This window comes from Gordonia sp. IEGM753, assembly GCF_050321825.1.
In the GTDB taxonomy this organism is placed as follows: domain Bacteria; phylum Pseudomonadota; class Gammaproteobacteria; order Pseudomonadales; family Pseudomonadaceae; genus Aquipseudomonas.
Genome location: NZ_JBNQGB010000002.1, coordinates 179,234 through 205,644, shown reverse-complemented (window position 1 = coordinate 205,644; position 26,411 = coordinate 179,234). Strand labels below are relative to the sequence as shown.

The 26,411-nt window shown below is 56.7% G+C and carries 28 protein-coding genes and 1 tRNA gene; 9 read left to right on the top strand and 20 right to left on the bottom strand.

Translation table 11 applies throughout. The features are described from left to right. Positions 1-42 precede the first annotated feature (42 nt). Both ACQR3R_RS13855 and ACQR3R_RS13850 read left to right on the top strand, forming a co-directional pair. The gene (locus ACQR3R_RS13855; protein WP_428272862.1) at positions 43-1,470 is read left to right on the top strand and encodes a DHA2 family efflux MFS transporter permease subunit; all 1,428 of its coding nucleotides are present in this window, start codon (positions 43-45) and stop codon (positions 1,468-1,470) included. 62 nt (positions 1,471-1,532) lie between these two features. Beyond that, complete coding sequence (locus tag ACQR3R_RS13850) at positions 1,533-1,877, top strand: DUF1508 domain-containing protein (protein WP_428272861.1); 345 nt, start codon at positions 1,533-1,535, stop codon at positions 1,875-1,877. 159 nt (positions 1,878-2,036) lie between these two features. On the opposite strand, the gene ACQR3R_RS13845 is transcribed toward ACQR3R_RS13850, so the two are convergent. After that, on the bottom strand, positions 2,037-3,056 hold the full coding sequence (locus ACQR3R_RS13845) for a DUF4917 family protein (protein WP_428272860.1): 1,020 nt from the start codon (positions 3,054-3,056) through the stop codon (positions 2,037-2,039). 160 nt (positions 3,057-3,216) lie between these two features. Between ACQR3R_RS13845 and yiaY the strand changes: the two genes are divergently transcribed. Next, entirely contained in the window at positions 3,217-4,365 is a 1,149-nt protein-coding gene (yiaY, locus tag ACQR3R_RS13840; RefSeq protein ID WP_428272859.1) for an L-threonine dehydrogenase, read from the top strand. A 16-nt stretch (positions 4,366-4,381) separates the two neighbouring features. Here yiaY and ACQR3R_RS13835 read toward each other — a convergent pair whose 3' ends face one another. After that, a complete protein-coding gene (locus ACQR3R_RS13835; protein ID WP_428272858.1) occupies positions 4,382-4,870 on the bottom strand; it encodes a DMT family transporter in 489 nt (162 codons plus the stop codon). An 86-nt stretch (positions 4,871-4,956) separates the two neighbouring features. Between ACQR3R_RS13835 and ACQR3R_RS13830 the strand changes: the two genes are divergently transcribed. The 4 genes from ACQR3R_RS13830 (at position 4,957) to ACQR3R_RS13815 (ending at position 8,085) form a co-directional block, all read left to right on the top strand. Further along, on the top strand, positions 4,957-5,859 hold the full coding sequence (locus ACQR3R_RS13830; RefSeq protein ID WP_428272857.1) for a LysR substrate-binding domain-containing protein: 903 nt from the start codon (positions 4,957-4,959) through the stop codon (positions 5,857-5,859). 28 nt (positions 5,860-5,887) lie between these two features. Further along, positions 5,888-7,231, top strand: a complete 1,344-nt coding sequence (locus ACQR3R_RS13825; protein ID WP_428272856.1) for a diguanylate cyclase domain-containing protein — start codon at positions 5,888-5,890, stop codon at positions 7,229-7,231. Between the two features lie 116 nt (positions 7,232-7,347). Next, complete coding sequence (locus tag ACQR3R_RS13820; protein ID WP_090181100.1) at positions 7,348-7,506, top strand: KGG domain-containing protein; 159 nt, start codon at positions 7,348-7,350, stop codon at positions 7,504-7,506. Between the two features lie 75 nt (positions 7,507-7,581). Then, positions 7,582-8,085, top strand: a complete 504-nt coding sequence (locus ACQR3R_RS13815) for a DUF4142 domain-containing protein (protein ID WP_428272855.1) — start codon at positions 7,582-7,584, stop codon at positions 8,083-8,085. A gap of 49 nt (positions 8,086-8,134) precedes the next feature. On the opposite strand, the gene ACQR3R_RS13810 is transcribed toward ACQR3R_RS13815, so the two are convergent. Continuing rightward, complete coding sequence (locus ACQR3R_RS13810) at positions 8,135-8,545, bottom strand: low affinity iron permease family protein (protein WP_428272854.1); 411 nt, start codon at positions 8,543-8,545, stop codon at positions 8,135-8,137. Positions 8,546-8,792: 247 nt separating this feature from the next. Between ACQR3R_RS13810 and ACQR3R_RS13805 the strand changes: the two genes are divergently transcribed. Both ACQR3R_RS13805 and tam read left to right on the top strand, forming a co-directional pair. Beyond that, the gene (locus ACQR3R_RS13805) at positions 8,793-9,122 is read left to right on the top strand and encodes a hypothetical protein (protein ID WP_428272853.1); all 330 of its coding nucleotides are present in this window, start codon (positions 8,793-8,795) and stop codon (positions 9,120-9,122) included. A 96-nt stretch (positions 9,123-9,218) separates the two neighbouring features. Further along, positions 9,219-9,989: a trans-aconitate 2-methyltransferase gene (tam, locus tag ACQR3R_RS13800; RefSeq protein ID WP_428272852.1), complete on the top strand. Its 771-nt coding sequence runs from the start codon at positions 9,219-9,221 to the stop codon at positions 9,987-9,989. 21 nt (positions 9,990-10,010) lie between these two features. Here tam and ACQR3R_RS13795 read toward each other — a convergent pair whose 3' ends face one another. The 17 genes from ACQR3R_RS13795 to atzF all read right to left on the bottom strand — a co-directional run bounded on the left by ACQR3R_RS13795 (position 10,011) and on the right by atzF (position 26,395). Next, on the bottom strand, positions 10,011-10,739 hold the full coding sequence (locus ACQR3R_RS13795; RefSeq protein WP_428272851.1) for a methyltransferase domain-containing protein: 729 nt from the start codon (positions 10,737-10,739) through the stop codon (positions 10,011-10,013). 134 nt (positions 10,740-10,873) lie between these two features. Further along, positions 10,874-11,233, bottom strand: a complete 360-nt coding sequence (locus ACQR3R_RS13790; protein WP_428272850.1) for a helix-turn-helix domain-containing protein — start codon at positions 11,231-11,233, stop codon at positions 10,874-10,876. Then, on the bottom strand, positions 11,233-11,535 hold the full coding sequence (locus ACQR3R_RS13785) for a type II toxin-antitoxin system HigB family toxin (RefSeq protein ID WP_428272849.1): 303 nt from the start codon (positions 11,533-11,535) through the stop codon (positions 11,233-11,235). The genes ACQR3R_RS13790 and ACQR3R_RS13785 overlap by 1 nt, the downstream gene beginning before the upstream one ends. A 177-nt stretch (positions 11,536-11,712) precedes the next feature. Further along, positions 11,713-11,786, bottom strand: a tRNA-Gly gene (locus ACQR3R_RS13780). A gap of 183 nt (positions 11,787-11,969) precedes the next feature. Next, complete coding sequence (locus ACQR3R_RS13775; RefSeq protein ID WP_428272848.1) at positions 11,970-12,854, bottom strand: alpha/beta fold hydrolase; 885 nt, start codon at positions 12,852-12,854, stop codon at positions 11,970-11,972. A 313-nt stretch (positions 12,855-13,167) separates the two neighbouring features. Beyond that, entirely contained in the window at positions 13,168-13,860 is a 693-nt protein-coding gene (locus tag ACQR3R_RS13770) for a pseudouridine synthase (protein ID WP_428272847.1), read from the bottom strand. Positions 13,861-13,892: 32 nt separating this feature from the next. Continuing rightward, positions 13,893-14,111 carry a cysteine-rich CWC family protein gene (locus ACQR3R_RS13765; protein WP_428272846.1) on the bottom strand — a complete coding sequence of 73 codons (219 nt, stop codon included), beginning with the start codon at positions 14,109-14,111 and terminating at the stop codon, positions 13,893-13,895. Positions 14,112-14,117: 6 nt separating this feature from the next. Next, on the bottom strand, positions 14,118-15,605 hold the full coding sequence (locus ACQR3R_RS13760) for a diguanylate cyclase domain-containing protein (RefSeq protein ID WP_428272845.1): 1,488 nt from the start codon (positions 15,603-15,605) through the stop codon (positions 14,118-14,120). Positions 15,606-15,929: 324 nt separating this feature from the next. Continuing rightward, on the bottom strand, positions 15,930-16,235 hold the full coding sequence (locus ACQR3R_RS13755; RefSeq protein WP_428272844.1) for a contact-dependent growth inhibition system immunity protein: 306 nt from the start codon (positions 16,233-16,235) through the stop codon (positions 15,930-15,932). 4 nt (positions 16,236-16,239) lie between these two features. Then, positions 16,240-16,488, bottom strand: coding sequence for a contact-dependent growth inhibition system immunity protein (locus tag ACQR3R_RS13750; protein WP_428273431.1), 249 nt, complete (start codon positions 16,486-16,488; stop codon positions 16,240-16,242). 40 nt (positions 16,489-16,528) lie between these two features. Then, positions 16,529-17,257 carry an RHS repeat-associated core domain-containing protein gene (locus ACQR3R_RS13745; RefSeq protein ID WP_428273429.1) on the bottom strand — a complete coding sequence of 243 codons (729 nt, stop codon included), beginning with the start codon at positions 17,255-17,257 and terminating at the stop codon, positions 16,529-16,531. Beyond that, entirely contained in the window at positions 17,254-17,460 is a 207-nt protein-coding gene (locus ACQR3R_RS13740; RefSeq protein WP_428272843.1) for a hypothetical protein, read from the bottom strand. Before ACQR3R_RS13740 ends, ACQR3R_RS13745 begins: the two co-directional genes overlap by 4 nt. A 115-nt stretch (positions 17,461-17,575) precedes the next feature. Next, a complete protein-coding gene (locus ACQR3R_RS13735) occupies positions 17,576-17,866 on the bottom strand; it encodes a contact-dependent growth inhibition system immunity protein (protein ID WP_428272842.1) in 291 nt (96 codons plus the stop codon). Beyond that, complete coding sequence (locus tag ACQR3R_RS13730) at positions 17,866-18,600, bottom strand: RHS repeat-associated core domain-containing protein (protein WP_428273427.1); 735 nt, start codon at positions 18,598-18,600, stop codon at positions 17,866-17,868. Before ACQR3R_RS13730 ends, ACQR3R_RS13735 begins: the two co-directional genes overlap by 1 nt. 563 nt (positions 18,601-19,163) lie before the next feature. After that, positions 19,164-19,580 (bottom strand): hypothetical protein, encoded by a 417-nt coding sequence (locus ACQR3R_RS13725; protein WP_428272841.1) that lies wholly within the window; start codon positions 19,578-19,580, stop codon positions 19,164-19,166. After that, positions 19,577-24,361, bottom strand: coding sequence for an RHS repeat-associated core domain-containing protein (locus ACQR3R_RS13720; RefSeq protein WP_428272840.1), 4,785 nt, complete (start codon positions 24,359-24,361; stop codon positions 19,577-19,579). The genes ACQR3R_RS13725 and ACQR3R_RS13720 overlap by 4 nt, the downstream gene beginning before the upstream one ends. 255 nt (positions 24,362-24,616) lie before the next feature. Further along, positions 24,617-26,395 (bottom strand): allophanate hydrolase, encoded by a 1,779-nt coding sequence (gene atzF, locus ACQR3R_RS13715; protein ID WP_428272839.1) that lies wholly within the window; start codon positions 26,393-26,395, stop codon positions 24,617-24,619. Positions 26,396-26,411 lie beyond the last annotated feature (16 nt).

The following is a 26,411-nucleotide window of genomic DNA, read 5'->3' as shown; positions in this document are numbered from 1 at the left end:
CGGCAGGACGGCTGTTTTCATTCAATTGAACAAGGAGTTTCCATGAGCGTTTTTGCGCAACAGCAACGCAAATGGTGGGCATTGCTCGGGGTCAGCATTGCCAGTTTTCTGGGCTGCGTCGATTTCACTATCGTCAACACCGCATTGCCAGCGTTGCAGCAGGATCTGGCAGCGTCCGTTGACAGCCTGCAGTGGGTGATCAACGGCTTTATCCTGGCGCTGTCGAGCTTCATGGTGCTGGTGGGTCGACTGGCCGATATACATGGACGCAAACGCGTGTTGTTCATTGGCTTGAGCGTGTTCGGCCTGGCGTCACTCGCGGCCGGTTTGGTCGGTCAGATTGATCAATTAATCGGCGCCCGCATTGTGCAGGGCCTGGCGTGCGCGGTGCTGTATACCGCGTCCGGAGCCATTGTCTCCAGCACGTTCGACAGCACCGAACAGGGCAAAGCGTTCGGTGTGCTGTTTGGGGTCAATGGTGTCGGTCTGGCCATCGGGCCGGTGTTGGGCGGGGTGATTACCAGTGCGTTCGGCTGGCAATGGATCTTCCTGATCAACGTGCCGTTCGTGGTATTGAGCCTGGTGATTTGCAGCTTCAGCGTCGATGAATCCCGTGCTACGCAGACAGACGCCGGGCTCGATTGGCTGGGAGCGATCCTGTTGTTGATCGGGTTGCCGAGCCTGGTGCTGGTGATTGTTCAAGGGGCCGCGTGGGGTTGGAGTTCGTCCATCACGCTGGGCCTGATCGTGCTGGCAGTGTTGGCGCTCTGGGCGTTTATCGAGGTCGAAAAACGCGTCGCGGCACCGATCATCGACCTGCAGTTGTTTGCCAACCGACGGTTCGTTGCGGCGGTGACCGCCAGTTTTGGTCTGGCGTTGTTTTACTGCGTGGCGTTTTTTGTCATGCCGCTTTACCTGGCGCTGGTTCGCGGCGAAAACGTCCAGTCCAGTGGGCTGCTGTTGTTGCCCACCACGCTTGGAGTCGCTGTTTTGTCACCGCTGGTGGGTCGCCTGGTGGATCGTAAGGGGCCGGCACTGCTGATCAAAACCGGGTTGTTGCTGTTTGTGGTGTCGGCGCTGTTGCAGGCAGGTTTTGATCGGCAGACTTCCCTGGTCTACGTGTTGGCGGCGTTCGTCGTGATGGGGTTGGGCTGGGCAAGCATTCTTGGCCCTTCGACAGTGCTCGGTATTTCCTCGGTACCGCAGCAAGTCGGCTCAGTGGCGATGGGTTCGCTGATGACCTTGCACAACGTTGGCGGTGGGCTTGGATTGGCGGTCGGCGTCGGGATTTATCATCATTTTTCCGGCGTGCCGCTGAACGATGTGCAAGGCGCATTCATCAATGGGTATCGTGCGGTCATGGTGTTTCTGGCGCTGGCCAGCCTTGCTGCATGGGCCTCGGTTGCGCTGTTGCTGCGCAGCGTAAAAACCGCGCAGGCGGATGCCGATGCATCGCTACCCAATGGCTAAACCGGCAATAGCGTCTTTACTATCAAGCGACTTTTGCTTTATCAAACGACAGGAGTAGCACCATGTCCGGATGGTATGAGTTGAGCAAAACCAGCAGCGGCCAGTTTCGCTTCGTATTGAAAGCGGCCAATGCCGAAACCATTCTTGTGAGCGAGCACTACACCAGCCGCAGCGGGGCCGAAAGCGGCATCGCCGCCGTGCAGAAAAACAGCCCGCTGGATGAGCGCTATGAAAGAAAAAACACCAAGGACGGTCACCCGTACTTCAATCTCAAAGCCGCTAACCATGAGATTGTCGGCAGCAGCGAAGCCTATTCGTCCGACGCCGCCCGCGAAAAAGGCATCGCCAGCGTCAAGGCCATCGGGCCAACGACGGTGATCAAGGACAAGACCTTGCCGGTGCTCTGAACCTGTAGCAGGCGCCACCATTTGATCGATGCAACTCCCAGAACTCGAACATCACACCGATCCCGTGGGAGCGGGCTTGCTCGCGAAGGAGCCGTCACTGGCGGCACCTTTTTTTGAGTGCGAAGCCGTCATCGTCGGATCGCCGCCGTCACTTCACTGCTAAACCTCAACCGGCACCGTGAGCTTCGGGCTGCCCAGTGCGTGGGTTTTCGAATCGAAAAAGCGCAGCTCGCTGCCGGTGCCTTCAAACACCTTCGCGTAGTGCCGTTTTTGATGCTGGATGAACGCTTTGCTGCGCGGATAAATCGAGATCGCGACTACGTTTGGTTTCGCCTGGCGCAGCGCGTGGATGATGTGGCTGTCCTGCTCGCCAAGGGCATGGCCAACGATGCACAGCCCTTCACCATGGCCGAGCAACTGGTCATAGCAAAACGACAAATAGTCAGAGCTGCGGATGGTTTTCAGCTTGTCTTGCGACGCGCCTTCGTTAACGAAGAGCGGCACATCATCGAGTGTCTTGATTGTATTGTTGATTGCGAAACTGCCGAGCAGCGTGCCTTCAGTAGACATCAACTTGCGTGCCGTGCCGTCCTGGTTGCGCACCAGATGCAAACCGCCGTGCAGGTACAGCAGGCGTGTTTTATCGGTGGCGGTGGTGCTCAGATCGAAGCTGGGCTCGGCGCCCTGAAACAGATCGGTGATTGCCTCGGGCGACTGCTGAATCGCCCAATAGTTAAGCAAGTCGTAGTTGGTGGTGAACACCGTCTGATAGCGGGCCAGTTCCTGGCTGATCGACGCCAGTGTCTGGGGCACCACCAGCCGCCACGGGATGTGCACCGCGTGCACTGTATTAATCAGCGCTTCCTTGATGGCGTAGTAGCGATTTCGCGGAGCGGCAGAGCTGACGGCCAACGCTTTATTGACGCGACTGGTGATTTTCAGCGCACTGAGCACCTGCTCGAAACTGCGGGTTTGCAGCGCCTCGAACACGCTCAGTTCAGACTGGCTGAGCGGTTTTTCTTCGACGGTACGGGCGTTTTCAAACAGCGAGTCGTAGCCAAAGTCATCCCACACCGCGCGGCTGGCGCCGTTACCTGCCAGCAAGCCGCTGATTGATACGGTGGCGCGCAAGGCGTTCCAGTCTTCAAGTTGGGCGTCAACATCCTGGAAATCGGTCATTGCGGTCGTCGTCTCAAAAGCAAAAGGTCTGATGGGCGGCGACTTTATCACGACCCGGCGTTGAGCCAGATCAACATACGAGGCGACTTATCGGCCGATCCTGTGAGCATCCGCTGGATCCGGCGCTGCCGATCTGGCCTCAAGCCGAGGAGATTGGTTGATGAGCAGCACATTTTTCATTCCTGCCGTGAACATCATGGGCAGCGATTGCCTCGACGAAGCCATGGTCGCCATTGGCAAGTACGGTTTTCGCAAAGCATTGATCGTGACCGACATCGGGCTGGCGAAAGCAGGCGTCGCAAGCATGATCGCCGAGAAGCTGGCACTGCAGGACATCGAATCGGTGATCTTCGACGGCGCCAAACCCAATCCGAGCATTGCCAACGTCGAACTGGGCCTGGGTTTGCTCAAGGAAAGTCGCTGTGATTTTGTGGTGTCGCTGGGCGGCGGTTCGCCGCACGACTGCGCCAAGGGCATTGCACTGTGTGCGACCAACGGCGGGCAGATTCGTGATTACGAAGGCGTCGATCAATCCACTAAACCGCAATTGCCGCTGATCGCCATCAACACTACCGCGGGCACGGCCAGCGAAATGACCCGTTTCTGCATCATCACCGACGAATCACGCCACGTAAAAATGACCATCGTCGACCGCAATGTCACACCGTTGCTGTCGGTCAACGACCCGGCGCTGATGGTTGCCATGCCCAAAGGCCTGACCGCCGCCACGGGCATGGATGCGCTGACTCACGCCATCGAAGCGTATGTGTCGACCGCCGCCAACCCCATCACCGATGCCTGCGCGCTGAAAGCCATCACGTTGATCAGCAACAACCTGCGCCAGGCAGTGCGCAATGGCAGCGACATGGCCGCGCGGGAAAACATGGCGTACGCGCAGTTCCTGGCGGGCATGGCGTTCAACAATGCCTCCCTCGGTTTCGTCCACGCGATGGCGCATCAACTCGGCGGGTTCTATGACTTGCCGCACGGTGTGTGTAATGCGGTGCTATTGCCGCACGTGCAAAGTTTTAACGCACTGGTTTGCGCCGACCGGCTGACGGATGTCGCCCACGCGATGGGGGCCGTTATCCGTGGTTTCAGTCCGCAAGAGGGCGCTCAAGCAGCCATCGTGGCGATTCGCAACCTGGCCCATGATGTTGAAATTCCCGGTGGTTTACGGGAGCTGGGCGCCAAGCTCAATGACATCCCGGTGCTCGCCGCCAACGCGCTGAAAGACGCCTGCGGGTTGACCAACCCGCGTGTGGCCGATCAACGGCAGATAGAAGAGATTTTCCGCAGCGCGTTCTGACGGCGCCTTTTGATCTTCAAGAGGTCGCAATTATGGCCTTCGCCGGTGCGGCGCTGAATTGAATCAGCGCCACGCCCGCAATCAGCAACACCGCGCCAGCCACTCGCGGCAGTGTCATCTGGCGCTCCACCAACCCGAACAACCCGAAATGGTCGAGCATCAGCGATGCCGCTACCTGTCCCGCCAGCGCCAAGGCAATGAACCCTGATGCTCCAAGCTTGGGCAGCAGCATCAACGCCAATGAGATAAAGCACACCCCAAACGCGCCCCCCGCCCACATCCACAGGGGAGCCTTAGTGATAAAAGCGAGTGACGGTAGGGGCAGGCGCAGTGCCAGCATCACGGGCAGCAGCACCACAATGCTGACCATCAAAGAGGCGAGCGTTGCCCACAGCGGATGCCCCAGTCCGCGCCCGAGGTTGGCGTTGATCGCGCTTTGAAAAGGCACCACGGCTCCAGCAAAAACCGCCAGCAACAACAATCCGACCCAATGCAACGTACTCATGATCTTTCTCCAACAAATTTTGTTGGACTGTAGAGTATTCGTCGTGCAAATTTAAATTCCAAATAAACATGTAGAACATGCATCAGATGAATGATCTAAGGCGCATCGACCTGAACCTGCTGGTGATCCTTGATGCATTGCTCAGCGAGCAGCACGTGACCCGCGCCGCCGAGCGCTTGCACTTGAGCCAACCGGCGGTCAGTCATGCGCTGGCGCGGTTGCGCGATGTGCTGGGTGACCCGTTACTGGTGCGCGCCGGCGCCGGCCTTATCGCTACCCCGCGCGCCCTTGAACTGATGGCACCCCTGGCTGAAATCCTGGCTCAAGTGCAATCGTTGCTGGCGCCCAACGCTTTTGATCCGGCCACCGCCAAACGGACATTTCGCTTGGCAATGTCCGACTACGGTGCAGCCATCGTCCTGCCGCAATTGGTTCGAGCGTTGCGACGTGAGGCGCCGGGTATCGACTTGCAAATCACTCACGCCAGCCGCGAAGGCATGCTTGATGGCGTGCTCAATGGTGATATCGATGTCGCGGCCGGGGTGTTTCCGGAGCTGCCGAACGAGTTGCGCAGCACGCCGTTATTCGAGGAGCATTTTACGTGCCTCCTTGACCGTCGCACGCTACCAGCCGATGGCCGCCTCGACCTCGCAACCTACCTTGCCCGGCCCCACGTTTTGCTGGAGATGCGCGGCAGTGGGACCCCGGAAATCGAACGGGCGCTGACAGCTTTGCGCGAGCGCCGCCGGGTGGCCGTCAGCTTGCCGCACTGGAGTGTCGCGCCAGATGTTATAAGCGACACAGACTTGATCCTCACCGTTGCCAGTCGGGGTTTGCTGGCTATCGATCACGCAGCGCTTATCGTGGTGCCGCCGCCGTTTCATATCCCCTCGTTCACGTTTGTACTGGCGTGGCATAAGCGACGGGGCGCGGATCAAGCATTAAGCTGGCTGAATGGCCGGATGTTGGCGGCTATAGAGATGGACTAACAACACATGAGGTTGAACGCAGGTCACCATGGCCACTAGAAATTCCGCGCCGCTGGCGAGTTACCTCGATCTTTTGCTGGACGCCGTGTGTGCGGTCGATAAACAGGGTCGCTTCGTGTTTGTCAGCGCGGCCTGCGAGCGTATTTTCGGCTACACCCCGGATGAATTGATCGGCCAGCCAATGATCGATCTGGTGCATCCCGCCGATCGGCAACGCACGCTCGACGCTGCAGGGGAGATCATGGGTGGCTCGCCCAAACTCAACTTCGAAAACCGTTACGTGCGCAAGGACGGCACCGTCGCCCACATTCTTTGGTCGGCGCGTTGGTCGGAGGTTGATCAACTGCGCATCGCCGTTGCCCGCGACATTACCGAGCGCAAGCAGGCCGAGTCCAGGCAAGCGGCGCTGTACGCCATTTCCGAAGCTGCCCACGCGGCAGAAGACTTGCTGGCGCTGTTCAAGCGTATTCACCTGATTATCGGTAAGTGGCTGCCGGCGCTGAATTTCTCCGTCGCGCTGTATGACGAACGCACCACGCAGCTCAAATTCCCCTATCACGTAAACGACCATGAACAGCATCCCGAATGGCCCTCGACCGTCACCGGCCGGTTGTGCGACGAGATTACTCGCAGTGGGCAGCCAATCATGCTGGCGGCGGACAACGCGCCTGCCAGGTTTGAATCGCTGGTTATGGGCCAACATTCATCCTGTTGGTTGGGCGCGCCGTTAAATTCGCACAACGGCACCATCGGCGCGTTGTTGGTCAAAAGCGTCGCGGGCGGTGAGCGCTACACCGAGCAGGACAAAGAGCTGTTGCAATACGTGTGTGCGCAAGTTGCGACCGCCATAGAGCGCAAGCAACTGCACGCTCGCCTGCAGCGTATGGCCGAATATGACCAACTGACTCAATTGCCCAATCGCGAACTGCTGCGCGAGCGGCTTAAAGCCTCACTGACATTGGCGCGTGCCGATTCTGGCCGCATGGCCTTGCTTTACGTCGATCTCGACCGTTTCAAAGCGGTCAACGATACCCACGGCCATGCCGTCGGCGATATGTTGCTGCAAGCGGTGGCCGCTCGGCTGAAAGGCTGCGTTCGCGAAACCGACACTGTGGCGCGCATCGGCGGTGACGAATTTGTGGTGTTGCTGCACAGCATCCAGACCCTGGAAGACGCGGACGGTGTGGTGGCGAAGATTCGTCAGGTGCTCGCCCATCCACTTCGCCTGGATGGCCACAACATGATCCTGCAGACAAGTATTGGGGTGGCGTATTACCCAGAGCATGGCACTGAAGAGGAACAGCTGTTCAGGTATGCCGACGAAGCAATGTACGCAGTGAAACGCCAGCATCACCTGCGGCTAGGCACCTGATATTTCGTCACCGTTCGTCGCAGCGCATTTATTTTTTCTAAACCTTTGTGGCGATTGAAATTCAGATTCTATGCGGGCTCAAGCTCGTCGCGATCATCACCAAGAGGAAGAGAATCATGCCTAATTCAAGAAACTCGAACTCGGGAAACTTCGCCAACGATCGAACGAAGGCGTCTGAAGCCGGTCGCAAAGGTGGGAAAACTACCACCACGACTGTCGATAAAGACCCTGCGAAACCAGAAATGGGCCGCAAAGGTGGTCAGAAATCCAAGTAGTTGGTGCAGGTAGTTTTGATTGAGAGGCGGGGGCGAAAGCTCCCGTTTTAATTTTATTTTGAGGAGGGCGCGACCATGAACAGGATGGCCACCCATATACGCAATGTCGGTTTTGCCACACTACTGGGCGTGTGCGCCACGAGTGCGTTTGCCGAGTCACCTGCCGAATTCATCAACGACGCATCGGCCAAAGGCATGGCCGATATCGAAGCCAGTCGCTTGGCGCACCAGAAAACCGAATCCAAGGAAGTGAAGGATTACACCATCGTCGTCATCAACGACCGGACGACCGCCAACCAGCACCTGGCGAAGATAGCCAAACAGCTGGATATTCCGGTTGCGCCACGCGAAGAGGTGGTCGGCAAAGCCAAAGAGCTGATGCCAGAGGTGAAGGAGGGCGCCGCTTTCGATCAGTCCTATGCCGACAGTCAGGTGAAATCGACTGAAGAGGCCATTGAGCAGTTGCAACAGGAAGCCAAGACGACCAACGTGCCGGAAATCAAAGCGTTCGCCGAAGAAACCCTGCCCAAATTGCAGAATCATCTGCAAATGGCCAAGGCCCTTCAAGCCAGTCGCTGATCAACCGAGTAGAACGCGCGGGTGAACCGGTCACCCGCGAGGGCAAGCATCAGCACTGATTCAGGTCTTGCTTGTGTTTGGTTTCTGCCGATGTGCCCTCCAGCGTCAACGTCTGGTTTTCGCCCATCGCCCGGTATTGCTTCCTCAGCGCTTCCAGCTCCTCGAGGCTTTTGCCATCGAGCCCCAGCATCGCATTCTGCGCGTCCGTCGTTGCACGCAACAGTTCATCAATCTTCAGGTGAAGAATATCGTTGTCGCGATTTTGCGTGTTTTGAATCAGAAATACCATCAAAAACGTGATGATCGTCGTCGATGTATTGATGATCAGCTGCCACGTGTCGTTGTAGTTGAAAATCGGCCCAGTCAGCGCCCAGATGACGATCAATGCCACTGCAACCACGAACGTCGTTGGACTGCCCGCCCACATTGAAAGGGCTTGGGACATCTTCGCGAATTTCATTTCCGTGTTCCTTATTGGGATAGGCCTGATCGTCTGACAGCGGCTGCCTCCTGAAATTTCTTTTTACAATTTAGAGCGCTGTCGAGCTTTTCGAGATCCTGTGTGTTGCACCGACGAAGTGATGCCAGTTCAGGTTTTAGACAGACAGGACCTGTTACAAAATTCAGGAGCCAGGCAGGAGCATGGTTGTAACAGGGGGCATTTTTTTGCTGGTTCACTCGATTGGCGAACAGCCTGAGGAGGCAGCATGTGGTTACGTAATGTGGCATTGCTGGCGGTGGTTATGGCGGCTTCCGGTTGTGTGGAAGAGCGCGTGGTGCACGACCGGCGTCCAGTGCAACGCGAATATGTGGAAGTGGTTGCACCGCAACCGCCACCGGAACGCGTGATCGAAGTCGAACCGGTAGGGCGCCAGGGTTATGTCTGGTCGCGTGGGTATTGGCGTTGGGAAGGTGGACGCTATGTGGCCGTTCATGGCCATTGGGAACCGGTACGGCCAGGTTATCGTTACGTGCATCCGCACTGGGAGCAGCGTAATGATGGCTGGCACTGGCAGCGAGGAGGTTGGGTCAACTGACGGTAGCCGTAAGTCGGGTTGGGCAGGCAGTCGGGGCGCGGTATCGTAGCGAACCGGTTGTCTGTCCACGCACGACAACACCAACAGGAGAACGCAATGAGTTGGTCCGCCAAACAATACGTCGCTTTTGAAGATGAACGTACACGCCCGGCCCGTGATTTGCTCGCGGCGGTCCCGCCATTGGACGTGCGCTCGGCAATCGACATCGGCTGCGGCCCCGGCAACTCCACCGAGTTGTTGGTAGAGCGTTTTGTCAACGCGACGGTGCGTGGTATCGACACGTCGACCGACATGATCGAGGCTGCGCGCAAGCGCTTGCCCCAAGTGCAATTCGATCTCGCGGACATTGATACCTGGAGCGAAAGTGGACCTTTTGATGTGATCTTCGCCAACGCTGTTTTGCAGTGGGTGCCCGATCACTCGACGTCTCTGCCGGCGCTGGTGCGCAAACTATCATCCGGCGGCAGCCTGGCGATCCAGATGCCGGACAATCTCAATGAACCCTCTCATCGCCTGATGCGCGAAGTCGCCGCAGCGGGTCCATGGGCCAGCAAGCTTGCGAGTGCGGCGGGGCTGCGAACCGAGATGGACAGTGCCAGCGGCTACTATTCGATGCTGCGCCCGCACTGTTCTCGCGTCGATATCTGGCGCACCACTTACCATCATCCGCTTGCCGGTGGCGCTTCAGGGGTTGTGGAATGGTTCAAGGGCAGCGGCTTGCGGCCCTTTCTCGAACCGCTGGATGATGCCGAGCGAGCGCAGTACCTGAAACAGTATCAGGCGGCCATCGAACAGGCTTATCCAGCCCTGAGCGATGGTTCGGTGCTGCTGCCATTTCCGCGTTTGTTTATCGTGGCAACGCGTTAAGTCTTGATGCAAACGGGGTGCTTATCGCTGCACCCCGACTAACAGCATCATTGGCCGCTCACGCTCTTCTGCCAGCGCCGGTTGCGCCGCGATGTCGGCCTCCGACGGTCCCCACTCGTTGACATGCCGGATCGTGAACCCTGCTGCGATCAGTGTGTTCAACAGCGTCCCCAGGGTCCGGTGTTGCTTGATCACGCCCTCAGCCAACCAGTTCGTCACACGCTCGCCTTCAAGCTGATAGCTGTCGATAGGCCAGCGCTTGTTGCCCTCGCTATCAATCAACCAGCCCGGGTTGCGCGGAGCCATGAAGATCGGGTGTTCAATGGAGAATACGAAACGCGAACCGGGCTTAAGGGTCGCATGAATTTGTGCGAACAAGCCCGGCAGATTTTTTATGTAGTGCAGCGCGAGAGAGCTGTAAGCCAGATCAATACTGGCCGGCGGCAACTCAAGATTCTCCAGGTCGGCGCGGGCGTATTGGATGTTCGGCGCTGACGTTGTCGTGCGCGCACGCTCCAGCATTTTCGCCGATACGTCCAGGCCCAGCACATTGTCGGCGCCTTGTTCACTGGCCCAACGGCAGAACCAGCCATAACCGCAGCCGAGGTCCACCACGTTCAAGCCTTTCATCGGCGGCAGCATCGACATTAACGCAGGCCATTCCGGCGCCGCATCCAGGCCGCCAATGGAGCGGCCCATTTGTGCGTAACCCTGGAAAAACTCCGGATCGTCGTAAATGTTTTGAGTCATGTTCGTGGTGCTCTGTGGGTGTCGTTTACCAGGCGCACTGAGTGTGTGGCCGATTGTTGTCTCAGTGAGCCTATTTAGACCTGTGATCAGCATTAGCCGATCATGGACCGGCATTTGCAGTTTCAGGTTTAGGGTCAAGAGACACCCGCAAGCAAACTCTCGTAAGGAATTCGGAGCCCATCGTGCAAGCGCTTGATCATCGATAAGCTTAACTTTCGTTTGCGATTCAGCACTTCGGATACGCGCCCGCTGGTACCGATGAAGGGTTCCAAATCACGAGGGGTCAAACCCTGCTGCTCCATGCGAAATCTTATGGCCTCAATCGGATCGGAGGGCAGCATCGGGAAATGCTCGTCTTCGTATTTTTCGACGAGCAGCGCAAGAATTTCCAGCTCATCGCCTTCAGGTGAGCCAATTTCTGCCCCCCACAACTTCTCAATTCGAGCCAGTGCAGCCGTCAGATCCTCTTGGCTGCGAATAGGTTTAATGTCCATTACACGGTCTCCGCGTTGATCTGATCATACTGTGCATGAGTACCAACGAATCTTACAAAGCCAAGTTGTCGTTGGTAGTCGATGGCCAGGACTACTCGGTATTTGTTGCCACCGATGTTGAACACGACCCTGGCCCCTTTAAGAATGCTGGCTGTTCTCAGCTCCGCCTTCACCTCTTGTGGCGTGCGATAAATTGCCCTTTCCATGTGTCGATACCATTCAACCAGTGGGATTTCAGCTTCGCTGTGAGACGGACTGCTTTCCCAGAATTCCCGCAAAGTCCCTTTTGCAATAACTCGCACTGTTGTTCCTCCCTTTTTGGGAGATATTAGCGTTCGCTTGACTGACATGCAATCGGTGATTAATGCATCAACGATGCGAGGTAGCTAAATCCAGCCCACAAAAAAACCGGCCATAAGGGCCGGTTTTTTTTGGCTGCATCCCGTCAAAAACACTTTAACGAAAGAGCAAAATTCGATTGGAGCGGGTAGAGGGAATCGAACCCTCGTCGGAAGCTTGGGAAGCTACTGTTCTACCATTAAACTATACCCGCTCAGAGCGGCTGACTTTGTACCAGATGTTGCGTTGGAAATGAAGTTTTTCTTTGTGCGGGACGGCTTTGACGCGGGTGCAACAATGCGTGGACCGTGTGACGGTCGTTCGCGGGCAAGCCTCGCTGCTACAGGAATACGTTTAACACTGCAGGGCGGCGAAGCTTGCTCGCGATGACGCTGTTTCAAAGTGCCGGTGCATGGTGATCCTGGACGTAGTGATAACGCGGTCGGCTTTCGTGCTGAGCAGGTTTCAAAAAGCCAAGCAGTGCGTTGCGGCTGTCGCGGCATGCGGCTTTGTGTTCCATGTCCAGAAAGTGGCCGGTGGCTTCCAGGGTGGTGAACGTGCTGTGTTGCACGTGGTTGGCGAACAATCGCGCGCCATCGGCGGCGGTGTATTCATCCCATTCACCATTCATGAACAACACCGGCACGTTGATGCTTTGCGCCGCTTTGAGGAAGCATTGGCGATCACTGTGCAGCAGGTCGTTGATGTGAAAGTGCATCTGCCCGTACTCATGGTCGGCCAGGCTGCTGACGTGGCGGTAGTTGAAGCGCTTGAACAGGGTCGGCAAGTGTTTGCCGATGGTGCTGTTCACCAGATTGCCGACGCGGTCACCGTCACGGCTGCCGAGGTAATCGACGCCGCGCTCGAGGTAGTCGAGCATGTGTGAGTTGATCTCTGGCGAGAACGAACTGATCACGGCTTTTTCGATGCGTCGCGGCTGTTGGGCCAAGGCCACTAACGTCGCCGCGCCACCCCAGGAAAACGACAGCACGTGTTCGGCGGCGAAGTGGTCGATCAGCTCCAGCAGGATCTGCCCTTCAACTTCCTTGGTCAGCAATTTCTCATGCAGGTTGTGGGCCTTGGACTTGCCCGCGTAGGGCTGGTCGTAGCAAACCACATTGAACTGCGGGTGAAGGTTTTTCACGGTCTGTGCAAACGACGCAGTCGTGGCCATCGAGCCGTTGACCAAAATAATGGTCTTCTCTGCGGCGTCTGCGCGATAGAACTCCGTGTAAACCCGATACTGACCCTGTATATCCAGCACAGCGATTTCTGGCCTCATGTCATAAGACTCCTGGCAAGCGGGTATGCGCGCAAATGAGATTGCACGAGCTTTGTGACAGGTAGGCATACGCCTGGAATTTGAGAGGCCCATGTCGATCCGGTGAAGCAGGTCGACGGGTATTGTTATTGGCGGGCAGTCTGTCGGCCTGAGGCGGAACCTGAGGGTTCTCTAACCGACAAAAAGTTTCTTAGAAGTATGGTGTGACTCGTCAGTCACATTTCGGCTGACGTCCTGATTCAAGCAGGGGCTGCGCCATCCTGCAAGTGCCATTGGTAAATTGTTCGACAACTTCTGCTCGGCGGTAGGCCGCTTAGATCATTTGGATCTCGTCATCGCTCAGCGAGCGGTATTCGCCCGGTTTCAGCGAGCGGTCGAGCACCAGCGGCCCCATGCATTCTCGGTGCAAACGCAGCACTTTGTTGTCGAAATGGCCGAACATTCGTTTCACTTGGTGATAGCGACCTTCGACAATGCTCAGACGTGCAGATTTTGGCCCGAGCAGTTCCAGTTCGGCAGGCTGCGTGGTGAGGTCTTCGAAGGCGAAGTACAGGCCTTCAGAAAATTTCAGCGCATATTCCGGTCCGATGTCCTGTTCGGTTTCAACGTAGTAAACCTTGGGCAATTTGGTCTGCGGTTGGGTCAGGCGTCGTGACCAACTGCCATCGTTGGTGATCAGCATCAGCCCGGTGGTATTGAAGTCCAGGCGACCGGCGATGTGCAGGTCGTGCTTGTCTGGCTCGTTTATCAGGTCGAGCACGGTCGGGTGCTGCGGATCGCGCGTGGCGCTGACGCAACCCGGCGGTTTATGCAGCATGAAGTGACGCAACGGTTTGCCAACTTGCAGCACCTCGCCATCGACCTCCACGCGGCTGAATTCCCTGACTTGCGCGTGCGGGTCGCTGACGATATCGCCGTCGATGCGCACACGTTTCTCCACCAGCAACAGGCGAACCTGCTGACGGTTGAAGCACGGCAGATTACTCAGGAAGCGGTCAACACGCATGACGGGCATCGATAGAAAAAGGGCCGCGCATATTAGGCGATCGGCGGCTTGGCTGCTTGCAACAGTGCGTCGACCCCGGCGCAGCGTGGGCACAGGCAAGATTGATCACGCAGTTCTGGCGGCAACGCTTCGAGGACTGCCGGGTCGATGCTGACGCTGAAGCACCAGCACGCCTGGTCAGCCGTTCGCGGGTCCGCCAGGGTGCAGTCGTTGCTTGCGCCGCAGGCTGGGCAGATGTCAGGGCGGTTCATGCAGGGTTATTCATAGCTTGAGTGAGACATTTCCACGCAGGTGCGGTTACGGCCAGATTGCTTGGCCCGATACATCGCATGATCGGCTCGAGAGAGCAGGGTGTGCAAGGTGTCATCGGGTTGTAGCGTGGTCAGGCCGATGCTGACGGTCAGCTGCAGTTCGCTGCCGTTGTAGGCATAACGCTGTTGCTGCACGTGCTGACGAATTTTTTCGGCGATCATCAGGCCGGTTTCACCGTCGGTGTCCTTGAGCAACACGATGAACTCTTCACCGCCCCAGCGGCAAACGATGTCGGAGTGACGCAGGCAACTTTCCAGGTCCCGGGCAAAACCGATCAGCACCTGATCGCCGGCAAGGTGGCCATAGGTGTCGTTCAACGCCTTGAAGTGATCCAGGTCCAGCAACAACGCGGTCAACGGCTTTGGTTCGCGCTGGGCTTCGTGCATGGCTTGAGCGGCCAACAGGTCGAAACCGCGCCGGTTCGGCAACTCCGTCAGGCTGTCGAGCGTTGCCTGGGCATGAATTCTGGTTTGATAACGCTTGATCACCCGGTTGAGCAGGACCAGCACAATCAGGGTCACGAACAGGCAGATCAGCAGGTTGAGGTACAGCGACTGGCGGATGTCATTGAGCGCGCCATCTTCACGTTTGTCGACGAACAAATACCAATTGAGCTCCGGAATAAACCGCACATTAAGGAAATGCCCTTTACCCTGCACAGAGTACTCGTAGCTGCCGCTGTGGGGTTTTGGCAGTTGGCTGATCAGCTCTTTCATGCTGTCGAGCTCATTGAGCGTTTGCCCGATGTGCGCGCCTTGCGGGCCACCCTCGGCGCCCGTCAGCACCAGACGCCCGAAGTTGTCGACAAAGTACACGCTGCGTTGATAGCGCTGTTGGTACTTGTCGATGAGTTTGATCACTGCATCGACCGTCAGCCCGACGCCGGCGGCGCCGATGAAACGGTCGTTGTAGTCGAACACCTTGTAGTTGATGAAGAAGGTCAGGTTATCCCGGTTGGCCAAGTCCGGGTCGACGTTTATCTCGTACGGAGCCGCCATGTCCCGTACCCGGAAGTACCACGCATCGCGGGGCTCGTCGGCTTTGATCTGCTTCAGTACACCCTTGGCCTGGTAGTACGTGAGGCTGGTGTTGGAGATGAAAAAAGCGGTGTAAGCGCCGTAATGGGTCATGACCTCGTTGAGGTAGCGGGTCATTTGCTCGGGGTTTTGTTCACCGTTGACCACCCAGTCCCGCATGAAGGTATCGCGCGACATCATCGACGAAATCAGAATCGGCCTGACCAGGTCTTTCTGGATTTCCGAATACACCGTGTCTGAAGTCAGCGGCAGCTCGGTATTGACGATGCTGTCACGGATCGACGCTCGCGAGGCGTAGTAACTGAGAAAGGACGTAGCGAGGAAGCCTGCGCCCAGCAGCGCGATCAGCGTAAGGACCAACGAACGTTGCGAATACAGCGACGAGCGAGGCGGCATGACAGTTCCATTGGCAGTGATCCGGGTGGGAGGCATTCTAATGGGACTGCGGGGAAATAACTGCTGGATTTGTGGGGTGAGTTGGTGGGGATCAAGGGCTAGGGCTCAGCCCCTCCGGTCCTGGGGGAGCTGCGTGAGTGCGATAATTGGTGGCATTGACCTGAATATCGAATGGTGCCTGGGTATTGAGGAAGAGGGTGGGCGTGTCGCTGCAGTCGCAGCGCCCCCCAAGACTATCGTTAGAGTTCATGTTGCACCGGTAAATAAACACCGCAGGAAACTGAAGGGGATTTCCGATGACCTTGGGGGGTGGCATATCCGTATTTATCGTTCAATTCGTGAGTTCAACCTTTTTGCAATGTGGCGTAACCACGACTCACCTGACTCCCAAGAAATCCAATAATAGTAGTAACAACTAAGATTCCTTAAGAAGTAATTTCTTAATATCGGTTCGTCCTGCTTCTGCTCAAGTAGCGCGTTGATCTCGCTTCGAACTTTAATCAGTTCATCGATGTGAGATTCCGTTAAGAAGGTGTCTAAAACCTGCTCGGCCGTCTCATGCTCGAATGTCCAATCTTGATGGGAATAGGAACCAAAAAAATTATGCAGCTCTGCAAAATCTGCGTTCATTTTATCAACTAGATGAGGGTTGACTTCGAAGAACGTTACTAATATGGTTTAGCCAAGTTCTTCCCGACTCCCACTCATGCCAATAACAATAATAGCAACTCATGTCTTTGAGCAGGAATTCTCTTAGCTCGGTTTCCTCCATCTGAACCTCCAGTAGCGTAGATATTTCTTTTTGCACTGAGTCAATGACTTCAGCAGTAGAGTCGAGTAAGAAGTCTTTTATTACGTCATCCGCCAGTTCATACTCGCACATCCAGTCCTCATTAAAATAGGCGCCCAAGAATTGATATAATCTATTGAATGATTTGTCTGTCACTTGCGTACCCCGTTAAAATAAAATATTCGCTTCTCGAAGTTGATTGTTTTTTAAGTATTAGCTTGACAAAATCTAATGACTCCAATTTTCCAGTGTTACGAACTACGCCAACTCCAATGGGGGTTGTCATTTGCTGAGTGATCACAAGTTTTCTGGTTCTGCTGTTTAGGAACTCATCTATTAATGTTTTATTTTGCTTGACTGTATTGAAAACTGCAGCTTCAGCAGTAGCTTGATTTGGAAACGTTGAAGCGATCGGTATATTTGGCTCGCCCCTAAGTCTTTGTCGTAACTGTGCCTCTGTTCGACCAATATGTTTCTCAATAAGATGACCTCCTCGAGCTTCATGCGCTGACAACCCGCCTCCCGGGGCAAGTACGCTGAACGGCCCATTGGCTTCAATTTCTCCGGGACAGGGACCACAAGCTAGTCCCAGCGGATCCACCCACCCCGTCGGGTTCGGCGTGTACTGGTACTGATTCAGCCCACCCGCCAGCTTGATCGGGTCCGGCGTCAAATACCGTCCAACATCCGGATTGTAGTAGCGATGCCGGTTGTGGTGCAGGCCGCTTTCGCGGTCGAAGTACTGCCCCTGAAAGCGCAGCGGATGTTCCAGTTGTTCACCGACGCCATGTTGCAGACGACTGACTTTGCCGTAGGCGTTGTACTTCGCCGACCAGGCAATGTCGCCACCAAAGTCCGTCAGTTCCTGCGGTGTGCCGAGGTGATCCAGTTGGTAGTAAAACGGGCAGGCCTTGCGCGGGCCTTTGCCGTCGGCAGGCGGTTGTCTTTGACGATGGGCTTACCGACGCGGTCCTGCAGCAACAGGTTGCCGACCGGGTCGTGAACAAAGGTTTCCGGGCGTCGTCGCGGGCGTGGTTGACGCGGGTCAGGCGGTTTTCGATACAAAACAAATCCATACAAAACAAATCCGTCCCCTTTTCTACTCTAAACGTCGTCGTGTTTTTTTCGGATAGTCATCGTTATGCCCGTTTAGTGATCTATCGGGCACAATCCGCAATCATCAATATAACATTCCTAAAACATGCTCTAACCAAGCTCTTCCTGATGGCCATGCATAGGGGTAGTAGTAGGAACATCCGATTTCCTCAAATAAAATTGCCTGAATTTGATCTTCATTCTGGGTAGTACGCAGAATAAATTTTAACTCGTCCTTCACCTTTGAAAGCGTTTCTGAAGAAGCTTCAGTAATAAATGTTCTTATAACCTCATCCTCTGTATCGTGATCAAACTTCCAATCTTGATGGAAGTACCCTCCGAAAAGTTGATACAACATCGGAAATTTTGCACTCATTATTCTGCATATCCTGTGTGTATACGATAACCATCAGGCATGCGACTGTCTTTTCGTAATAACAGATGCACGCCGGAAACATCCACGGTAGATGCGTTACGCTTTAAAACGAAACCTACTGGAAAGGGTAGGGAATCATTTATTATAATTTGTTGATCGTGGCTTTTCATGAATTTCTCGATGTCAGATTTTTTTGATCCAATAACGCTGTAGGTTGCCTTTTCGGCTGTAGCTTGATCATAGAAGGTCGATGCCTTTCCGAGCCATGGCTCATCCTCAAGCCTTTGTCGCAGCTGCGTTTCAGTTCGACCGATGTGTTTTCTTATTAGATGTCCTCCTCGAGCTTCATGCGCTGACAACCCGCCTCCCGGGGCAAGTACGCTGAACGGCCCATCGGCTTCAATTTCTCCGGGACAGGGACCACAAGCTAGTCCCAGCGGATCCACCCACCCCGTCGGATTCGGCGTGTACTGGTACTGATTCAGCCCACCCGCCAGCTTGATCGGGTCCGGCGTCAGATACCGTCCAACATCCGGATTGTAGTAGCGATGCCGGTTGTAGTGCAGGCCGCTTTCGCTGTCGTAGTACTGCCCCTGAAAGCGCAGCGGCTGTTCCAGCTGTTCAGCGGCGCCATGTTGCAGACGGCTGACCTTGCCGTAGGCGTTGTACTTCGCCGACCAGACGATGTGGCCGCTGAAATCCGTCAACTCCTGCTGTGTGCCGAGGTGATCCAGTTGGTAGTAAAACGGGCAAGCCTTGCGCGGGCCTGCATGACGGTTCTATTGGCAGTGATCCGGGTGAGAGGCATTCTATTGGGGCTGCGGGGAAATAACCTCTCCATGTGCACCGCGAGTGTTGCTTCCAAGCTTGTGTGCAACTCTTCATTGATCCCTGAAGGAGCTGCCGAAGGCTGCGATCTTTTGATCTTGATCGTTAAAAAAAAATTAAAGGATCGCAGACTTTAGCAGCTCCTACAGGGGGACGCCCAAGCGAGGGTTTTCAGTTAAGCGCGCCATCCGCTCAGAGGACTGATATACACCGGCCCCTACAGTTCGTAATCCATTACAGATGACCCGGTCTGCGATACAAAACCCGTCCCCTTTTCTCGAAATTTCCTACCTGCTCGTCATCCTCTTATCTTGGCTTTCAACCTGTCTTCAATGTGGCGTAGCCATGATTCGCCAGAATCCCATGAGTTTCAGTAACAGTAGTGACAGCTCAATTTCCTTAATAAATAAATTCTTAATGCCGGTTCAGCCTGTTTTTGAGCAAGTAGAACGCTAAATCTATTTATTTCTTACCATACTGAGCGGTCTTCGAGGCCTGCTGCTATCAGTTGATCACTCCACTCATCAACCAATACGCTATAAATATCATCAAAAAACTCGCGCGGCGCTTTCATTTTTTCCCAGTTGGTGGGAAAAGAACTTGTGCTTTGACAGTCATGTTCCAATAACGCTTTAAAGTCAAAGGACTTATCTAGTAGCGCGGCCTGGAGAGTCGCTACTAGCAAAAATTTATGTCTGTAGCTTAAGTAGTCACTGTTGTTGGCGATGTAATTCTTTGCAAGTTTTTTTCGATCGCTTGCGTTATTCATGTCGTATTTTTCAAGTTCTATACCTAAGGTGTGCTCTCTGTCATAGATGTCGAACGCTCCAATTATTCCCCGGACAGTCGGCTTGTACTCTATATCTAGAAACGGGTGTTTGATCATTTTATATCCGCCGGATTTGATGTAAATATAGTGGGATTTTTCCCTTTGCTGAACTTTGTCTCAGATCCATGCATTGACTCTAAAAGGTGAGGGTTTTTAGAGTCTTTTTTATTCGGTTTATAACCCCTTCCGACATCTTTATTATGGCGGCGGACAATTGGGTATCCGTTTACATCTTCTCCAGTGAATTGCGGAAGCTTTCTAACGACCCTAGTCGTATCGTCATTCAGCGTATGCATGTGCAAATTCCAGCTTTTATACTGAGAACTCAGGTTTCCTCTGGTAGATTTTCTCTTGGTGATTGGGTCGGTTCCGTCGATTGCGCGCTGACGGATAACAGCATCAGGAACATCAGCACCGTGTTTACCGATGGAATGCATTCCAGGTCGCTTATCCTCAAATCTTTCCACCCAACGCTTAGCAACCTCCTCTTTGACAACTTCAATCCGCGCCCGTCGTTCCTCATGACTCAGCTTCGGCAGTGCCGGCGCACCCTCATCAACCGTTACTTGAGTTACATCATCCGGCGCACCACACCCAAGCTTACCCGGCGGTGGACAACTCAACCCCAGCGGATCCACCCACCCCGTCGGATTCGGCGTGTACTGGTACTGATTCAGCCCACCCGCCAGCTTGATCGGGTCCGGCGTCAGATACCGTCCAACATCCGGATTGTAGTAGCGATGCCGGTTGTAGTGCAGGCCGCTTTCGGCGTCGTGATACTGTCCCTGGAAGCGCAGCGGCTGTTCCAGCTGTTCACCGGCGCCATGTTGCAGACGGCTGACCTTGCCGTAGGCGTTGTACTTCGCCGACCAGACGATGTCTCCGCTGAAATCCGTCAACTCCTGCGGTGTGCCGAGGTGATCCAGTTGGTAGTAAAACGGGCAGGCCTTGCGCGGGCCTTTGCCGTCGAGCATGGCCAGCGGGCGGAAGCTGCCGGGTTCGTGGAGGTAGCTGCGGTAGTGGCTTTTGCTGCTTTCGGCGACGAGGTTGTCGCCTTGCCAGAAAAATTCGGTGGTGTGGCCGTCGACGGTTTTGGCGATGCGCCGGCCGAAGGCGTCGTAGCGGTAGCTGGCGGTGCCGCGGTCCGGGCGGGTGAGGCCGATCAGGCGGTGTTGGCAGTCGTAGCGGTATTCGGTGACGAGCTTTTGCGCGGTGCCGCGGCGTTCGCGGATGAGGTTGCCGAAGGCGTCGTAGTCGTAGTGACGGTCGCCTTGCATCAGCAGGCGGTTGCCTTTGACGGTGGGCTTGCCGACGCGGTCCTGCATGAACAGGTTGCCGGCGGGGTCGTGGACGAAGGTTTCCGGGTCGTCGTCGCGGGCGTGGTTGACGCGGGTCAGGCGGTTTTGCGGGTCGTACTGGTAACTGCGGCGGCCGTGGCGGGTGTCGGAAATGAGTTCGAGGTTGCCGTTGGCACCGTAGGAATAATCGCGGCGATACAGCGGTTGTTGCGGTTTGCCGATGGCGTGGGCGCTCAGGCGTCCTTGATCGTCGTAGGCATAGTCGCTGAGCAACAGGCCCTGCTGGCGTTGCTGTTCGCGGCCACCGACGAAGTAATGCGCGGTGAGTCGGGCGCCGTTGAGGTCGATGCCGGTAAGCGCGCCGCCTGCCGCGTGGTGGTAATCGAGGACGCTGTTGTCCGGCAGGCGCAGGCGGTTGAGCTGGCCGCTGGCGTCGTAGCCATAGCGCAGGGTGCCCCAGCTCTGGTGTTCGGTGATTAGTCGATCCTGGCGGTCGTACTCGAATTCCAGCGGATGATCATGACCGTCGTCGACACTGGTCAGGCGACCGAGGCTGTCGTAGTGATAGGTCACGCACGTGCCATCAGGCAGGGTCTTGACCCGCAAGCGTCCGGCTAAATCGCGTGCATACCCGGTGACCAGTTGCGAGCCGTCCTCGCCAAACTCGGTTTTTTCCAGCAGATGACCGTTGAGGTCGTAGGCGTAAGCGGTGCGCAGGCCGTCGAAGCCGGTTTCCTGTCGGATCAGGCCGTTGGCGGTGTAGTCGAGGTGGTACTTTTCGCCGGATTCGTTCTCGATCTCCGTCAGCAACAGCTGCGCGTTGTCGTAGCGATAATTGAGCTGGCTGCCGTCCGGATTGATCCGGCGACTGACCAGGTGCAGGTCCTCGACATACTCGTAGCGCGTGACCTGGCCCAGCTCGTCGGTGGCAGAGGTGAGCGTGCCGTAGGCGTTGTAGCTGAAGGATCGGGTGGCACCGCTCGGTAGGGTGGTTTTGATCAGGCGGCCAACGGCATCCCATTGCGAGTGAGTGACGGCGCCGTGTTCGTCCTCCTGGGTAATCCGCCGCCCCAGTGCATCGTAGGAAAACTTCCGCGTGCCACCCTCTGGCAGGGTTTCTTCGACGAGCTGGCCCAGCGCGTTCCAGACCAACAGATGCCGGCTGTGGTCCGGGTAACGGATCGACAGCAAGCGACCCTGGGCGTCGTAGCGGTAGTGCGTGGCGTGACCGTCCGGGTCGATGGCCTCGGTGACATCGCCCTGGGCATTGCGCAGGTATTTCCACTCGGCCTTGCCCCGAAAGCGCGCGTGCAGGAACCCGTTGCGGTACTCGTAGGCCGTTGGCGCGTCGTAGGGTGGAATCAGCGCTACCAGCCGTCCGGCGTCGTCGTAGTGGTATTCAGTGATCGCGCCCAGTGGGTCCTGCTCGGCGATCAAACGTCCCTGATCGTCGTAGGACTTGAGGTGTTCGCCACCATCCAGTTCGACCTTGCGCACCAGCCGCGCCCGGTCGTCGTGGACATACACCTCTTCGCTGCCATCGATATTCTTGACCGTGACGCTGCCCTGGTCATCCCAGACGTATTGCGCGTCCATCTGCGCAAACGAGGCCCAGTGACGGATACAACGGGCGGCCTTGCCGGACCGTTCCCACGCCCAGAAGAAACTCGCCCCACCGGCCAGTTGCCGCTGGAGGATGACGTGCTGCTCGTCGTAGCGGTAACGCTCACTCTCCTCGGCGGCGTTGGTCGCTTCGATCAGCTGATGGCGCTCGTCGTAGCGATAGCAAACCAGCGTCTGCTCGGTCACCCAGCCCTGTGCCACGGTGGGCGCCGGGGTAAACCGCTGGTAGTCGACAGCGATCAAATGACGGCGGTCGTAACGCAACAACAAGGCGCGACCGGCGCCGTTGTCCACGCGTTCGAGGCGACCGTGGTGGTCATAACTGAGGTGCAGGCGGTTGTCGTAGGCGTCGCTGATCGCGCTCAACCGGCCATTGATGAAGTGATAAAAACGCGGCGCGTCGCCGGCCTGGGCGAGGATCAGTTCTTCGGGGGCATCGCCGAGAAAAATCGCCGCCCGCGACAGGCTGTTGTGAATCGCCGGGCGTTCGGTGCTCGGGATGGGAAAGGGTGTGCGACGGTTTTCGTGGTCGATCCAGATGACTTCGTCGCCGTCGATTTCCAGGCGATGGGAGAGGCTGTGGCTCCAGCCGAATCCGAGGCCGCCATCGATCTCGGCGGCGCTGGTGCGGTAGAGGCGGGTGAAGTCGAAGGGGAGGAGGCCGTCGAGCGTGCCGTCGGTGAGGGTCAGCAGTTCTTCGCCGGTGACCATCGACACCGGGCACTTGTTGGTCGCGGTTTTTGCGACAGAATCAGCGCTGTCACCGTTGGGGTTTTTCGCCTGCTTTGAAGCGTCGTCGCGGTGTTCGTTCTGCTTGAGCGTGGTGTTCTTGCGGGCGTTCCAGTTGATGAGCAAGCGACCCTGATTGGCGCTGGCTGCAATACCGCGCGCGGCGACGGCTTTGTAGTTGTGGACGTATTGGGTGATCGAATTGAGGGTGTGATAAGTCGCCTTTACGAATCGCAGCGCAAGGCCGGCCAACACTGAACCGTACTGCAGTCCGCGAAATGCCAGATAGGCCGCAGCGATTGGTATGCCTACCGCGGTGCTCGCCAGGGCCAGCGCGATGAGCGTATCGATGAGTACCTGTCCGACCAATTCTCCTGCGGCCCCCGCCATCTCACTGGGCGGCAGCATCTCCCACCACAAACTGGCTGTGCGCAGCAGCAAACACAGCACCGCTTCATCGCTCGCCAGCAGCATGGCTTTTTCCATTGCTGCGGGAGACTCTCGAGCCATAGTCATCAGCGATTGCGCACTGTTGCCCAGTCGCTCAAGGTGTTTTTCAGGATTTTTGAGAATGTCGAAGACCAGGCTGACGGTGTCCCACACCCCAACAATCACCGCCCAACTCCCGGCCAACATGCCATTCCCCGCCGCCGCAAACGCCGACGTCGACCACTGCGGCTTGAACCCCTCCCACTCCTTGCGCAGCCAGTCTTCAAGTTGCCCGGTCAGTCCGTCGTAAGACTTGAACAGCGCATCAACCTGGTCCTTTGTCACCGCACTTTGTACATGCACCCGGTAAAATTTTCCGGGTACACCTCTGAATGATCCTTTGCCGTGTTCATCAAGCGTGATCGACGTGCGCTCACCCCCATCGACCGCAATCACATCCACCTGAATGTTCCCCAGCGGAATGTCATACACCGACTCGAACGAACTCTCGATCTGCAGAATTTCGTTCTGCGGGCATTGCGCCACCGTGGAGATAAAATCATCGTCGCGACGGCCCACCACCGTGGTGCTGTCGCCGAACTTGATCCGCCGTTCCATGTCCATAAGCGACGGCAAGTCCGTCGCGTGACTGACCTTGTCGGCGGCGCGGCTGAACCAATGATCGAGCTGCTGGCGATACAGCGTCAGGGTGTCAGGGAAGTCGTCGAGCGCCTGCTCGATGCGTGCGCTATGCTCCATCAGCGCAGCGCTTCGAACGAAGGCGAACAATCAATCGGGTCGAACATGAGCAGTCCTCGCGCAGGAAAATTGGCGCGGGAGACTGTGCAGGGGATTAGCGGGGAAAGAAGTCAGGCAGGGTAGCTGTGGTTGTAGGAAGATTCGCTGAATGACGAGGATTTACCGGTAGACGCAATGTTTCCATGAACACAAAACGACTGTGGGAGCGAGCAAGCCCGCTCCCACAGGATTATGGGTGAATCTGTTGTGTCGCGATCACTGCAGGTTTTTCAGGTACGCGCGCCACCCTCCAAAGTGGCTGATATCCACCGCCCCCTCCAGCCCGTACCCTTCACAGATGAACCCGCTCTCCCAGCGTCCATCCGCCAGTTGCACCTTGCCTAACCCCAATGGTGCCGGGATCCCGGTCAGGAACGAGCCCAGCTCACTGCTCGGCAGTTCCCACACCTCCACTGCAACCGCCACGCCGCCGTTCTTCACCCGCACCATACCCGGGCGAAAGGGCGGCCCACCGGCGAGTGCATACAACTGATAGTCCGGAGAACTTAGCGTCGTCTCGACCAATGTCGCCCCGCGCCGTTTCAGTTGCCAGTTCAACGCCAGGCCATCCAGATGCGCTCCGCAGACCACCAGCCGTGCGCGGTCATTGCGAGCGGCAGTCGTGGGTGCTGATAGCGTTGAACCTTGATGACGCTGCAACGCATCCGCCACGCTCAACAGATACTGGTCGGTGAATACACGCCCGAACAGCGTGACTCCCCACGGCAAACCATTGTCCATGAAGCCGCTCGGCACGGCGACGGCGGCGTAATCGAGCAGGTTCATGAAGTTGGTGTAGTAACCCAGTTGCGAGTTGCGCAGCACGGGTTCGGCTTCCAGTTCGGCCAGCGTCACCGGGCGGCCGATGGTCGGCGTGATGACGCAATCGAGGTGTTCCAGTGCCGTGTCGCACAGCGCTTTAAGGGCTTGCAGACGGTACTGGGCGCGGAAGGTTTGTACGCCGTTCACTGCCGGTGCCTTGGCCAGCACCGCACGAATCACCGGCAGCACGGCTTCGGGATTGTTCTCCATCAGCTCCCCGGCGACGCTGTAGCGTTCAGTTACCCACGGTCCTTCATAGAGCAGGCGGGCGGCTTCGAGGAACGGCGACAAATCCAGCTCCACCGCTTCGCCACCCAGTGTCTTGAGTTGATCGATGGCATCACCGAACAACAGCGGGCCTTCAGGGCATCCGAAAAACGCCAGGTCCTGCGCACGTGGCACGCCGAATCGGAAGGGGCGAGGTGCGCCAAATGCCGAGCCGTCATTCCACAGCGGGTTGCTGCGGCTGTACTCGTCCCGAGGATCAAGCTGCGCGGTCAGCGCCAAGAGCTGGCTGGCTTCCCGAGCGGTCGCCGTGAAGGTGGTGACGCAATCGAGTGTGCGGCAGGCCGGTACGACGCCAGCGGTGGAGATCAATCCTTTACTGGCTTTCAGGCCGACCAGATTGTTCAGTGCAGCCGGTACGCGTCCCGAGCCTGCCGTGTCGGTGCCCAGGGAAAAGCTCGCGACACCAAGTGCCACGGCCAGCGAAGAACCGGCGCTGGAGCCGCCCGATGGATACTCCGGCAACACGCTATTGGGGCACGCGCCGTAGGGTGATCGACTGCCATTGAGGCCGGTAGCGAACTGGTCGAGATTGGTCTTGCCCAACGGGATCGCCCCCAGCGCCAGCAACTGCTCGACGATGGTCGCCGAGCGTTCTGGCACATAGGCAAATGCCGGGCACGCCGCGGTGGTGGGAATGCCTGCCAAATCGATGTTGTCCTTGATCGCGAACGGCACGCCGAACAGCGGGAGGCTATCGATATTTTGCTCATCGAGGGCGGCCAAATAGGGTTCCAGTTCTTCGACACTGAGCAAGTGAATGAACAGGTGATAGTCCGGGTTCAGCGCTGCGGCTTTATCGCGCAGCGCCAGCAGCAGTTGCCGAGGTGTCAGGCTGCCTTCGCGATAGGCACTGCGCAGAGCGTCGAGTTGCAGGTTGATGTTCATGGCGTTAATCCTTTTT

Excerpts from the sequence above, each read along its gene's own strand:
- ACQR3R_RS13855 (WP_428272862.1), top strand. The coding sequence starts at position 43 with ATGAGCGTTTTTGCGCAACAGCAACGCAAATGGTGGGCATTGCTCGGG.
- ACQR3R_RS13850 (WP_428272861.1), top strand. The coding sequence starts at position 1,533 with ATGTCCGGATGGTATGAGTTGAGCAAAACCAGCAGCGGCCAGTTTCGC.
- ACQR3R_RS13845 (WP_428272860.1), bottom strand. The coding sequence starts at position 3,056 with ATGACCGATTTCCAGGATGTTGACGCCCAACTTGAAGACTGGAACGCC.
- yiaY (WP_428272859.1), top strand. The coding sequence starts at position 3,217 with ATGAGCAGCACATTTTTCATTCCTGCCGTGAACATCATGGGCAGCGAT.
- ACQR3R_RS13835 (WP_428272858.1), bottom strand. The coding sequence starts at position 4,870 with ATGAGTACGTTGCATTGGGTCGGATTGTTGTTGCTGGCGGTTTTTGCT.
- ACQR3R_RS13830 (WP_428272857.1), top strand. The coding sequence starts at position 4,957 with ATGAATGATCTAAGGCGCATCGACCTGAACCTGCTGGTGATCCTTGAT.
- ACQR3R_RS13825 (WP_428272856.1), top strand. The coding sequence starts at position 5,888 with ATGGCCACTAGAAATTCCGCGCCGCTGGCGAGTTACCTCGATCTTTTG.
- ACQR3R_RS13820 (WP_090181100.1), top strand. The coding sequence starts at position 7,348 with ATGCCTAATTCAAGAAACTCGAACTCGGGAAACTTCGCCAACGATCGA.
- ACQR3R_RS13815 (WP_428272855.1), top strand. The coding sequence starts at position 7,582 with ATGAACAGGATGGCCACCCATATACGCAATGTCGGTTTTGCCACACTA.
- ACQR3R_RS13810 (WP_428272854.1), bottom strand. The coding sequence starts at position 8,545 with ATGAAATTCGCGAAGATGTCCCAAGCCCTTTCAATGTGGGCGGGCAGT.
- ACQR3R_RS13805 (WP_428272853.1), top strand. The coding sequence starts at position 8,793 with ATGTGGTTACGTAATGTGGCATTGCTGGCGGTGGTTATGGCGGCTTCC.
- tam (WP_428272852.1), top strand. The coding sequence starts at position 9,219 with ATGAGTTGGTCCGCCAAACAATACGTCGCTTTTGAAGATGAACGTACA.
- ACQR3R_RS13795 (WP_428272851.1), bottom strand. The coding sequence starts at position 10,739 with ATGACTCAAAACATTTACGACGATCCGGAGTTTTTCCAGGGTTACGCA.
- ACQR3R_RS13790 (WP_428272850.1), bottom strand. The coding sequence starts at position 11,233 with ATGGACATTAAACCTATTCGCAGCCAAGAGGATCTGACGGCTGCACTG.
- ACQR3R_RS13775 (WP_428272848.1), bottom strand. The coding sequence starts at position 12,854 with ATGAGGCCAGAAATCGCTGTGCTGGATATACAGGGTCAGTATCGGGTT.
- ACQR3R_RS13770 (WP_428272847.1), bottom strand. The coding sequence starts at position 13,860 with ATGCGTGTTGACCGCTTCCTGAGTAATCTGCCGTGCTTCAACCGTCAG.
- ACQR3R_RS13765 (WP_428272846.1), bottom strand. The coding sequence starts at position 14,111 with ATGAACCGCCCTGACATCTGCCCAGCCTGCGGCGCAAGCAACGACTGC.
- ACQR3R_RS13760 (WP_428272845.1), bottom strand. The coding sequence starts at position 15,605 with ATGCCGCCTCGCTCGTCGCTGTATTCGCAACGTTCGTTGGTCCTTACG.
- ACQR3R_RS13755 (WP_428272844.1), bottom strand. The coding sequence starts at position 16,235 with ATGAACGCAGATTTTGCAGAGCTGCATAATTTTTTTGGTTCCTATTCC.
- ACQR3R_RS13750 (WP_428273431.1), bottom strand. The coding sequence starts at position 16,488 with ATGTGCGAGTATGAACTGGCGGATGACGTAATAAAAGACTTCTTACTC.
- ACQR3R_RS13735 (WP_428272842.1), bottom strand. The coding sequence starts at position 17,866 with ATGAGTGCAAAATTTCCGATGTTGTATCAACTTTTCGGAGGGTACTTC.
- ACQR3R_RS13725 (WP_428272841.1), bottom strand. The coding sequence starts at position 19,580 with ATGATCAAACACCCGTTTCTAGATATAGAGTACAAGCCGACTGTCCGG.
- ACQR3R_RS13720 (WP_428272840.1), bottom strand. The coding sequence starts at position 24,361 with ATGGAGCATAGCGCACGCATCGAGCAGGCGCTCGACGACTTCCCTGAC.
- atzF (WP_428272839.1), bottom strand. The coding sequence starts at position 26,395 with ATGAACATCAACCTGCAACTCGACGCTCTGCGCAGTGCCTATCGCGAA.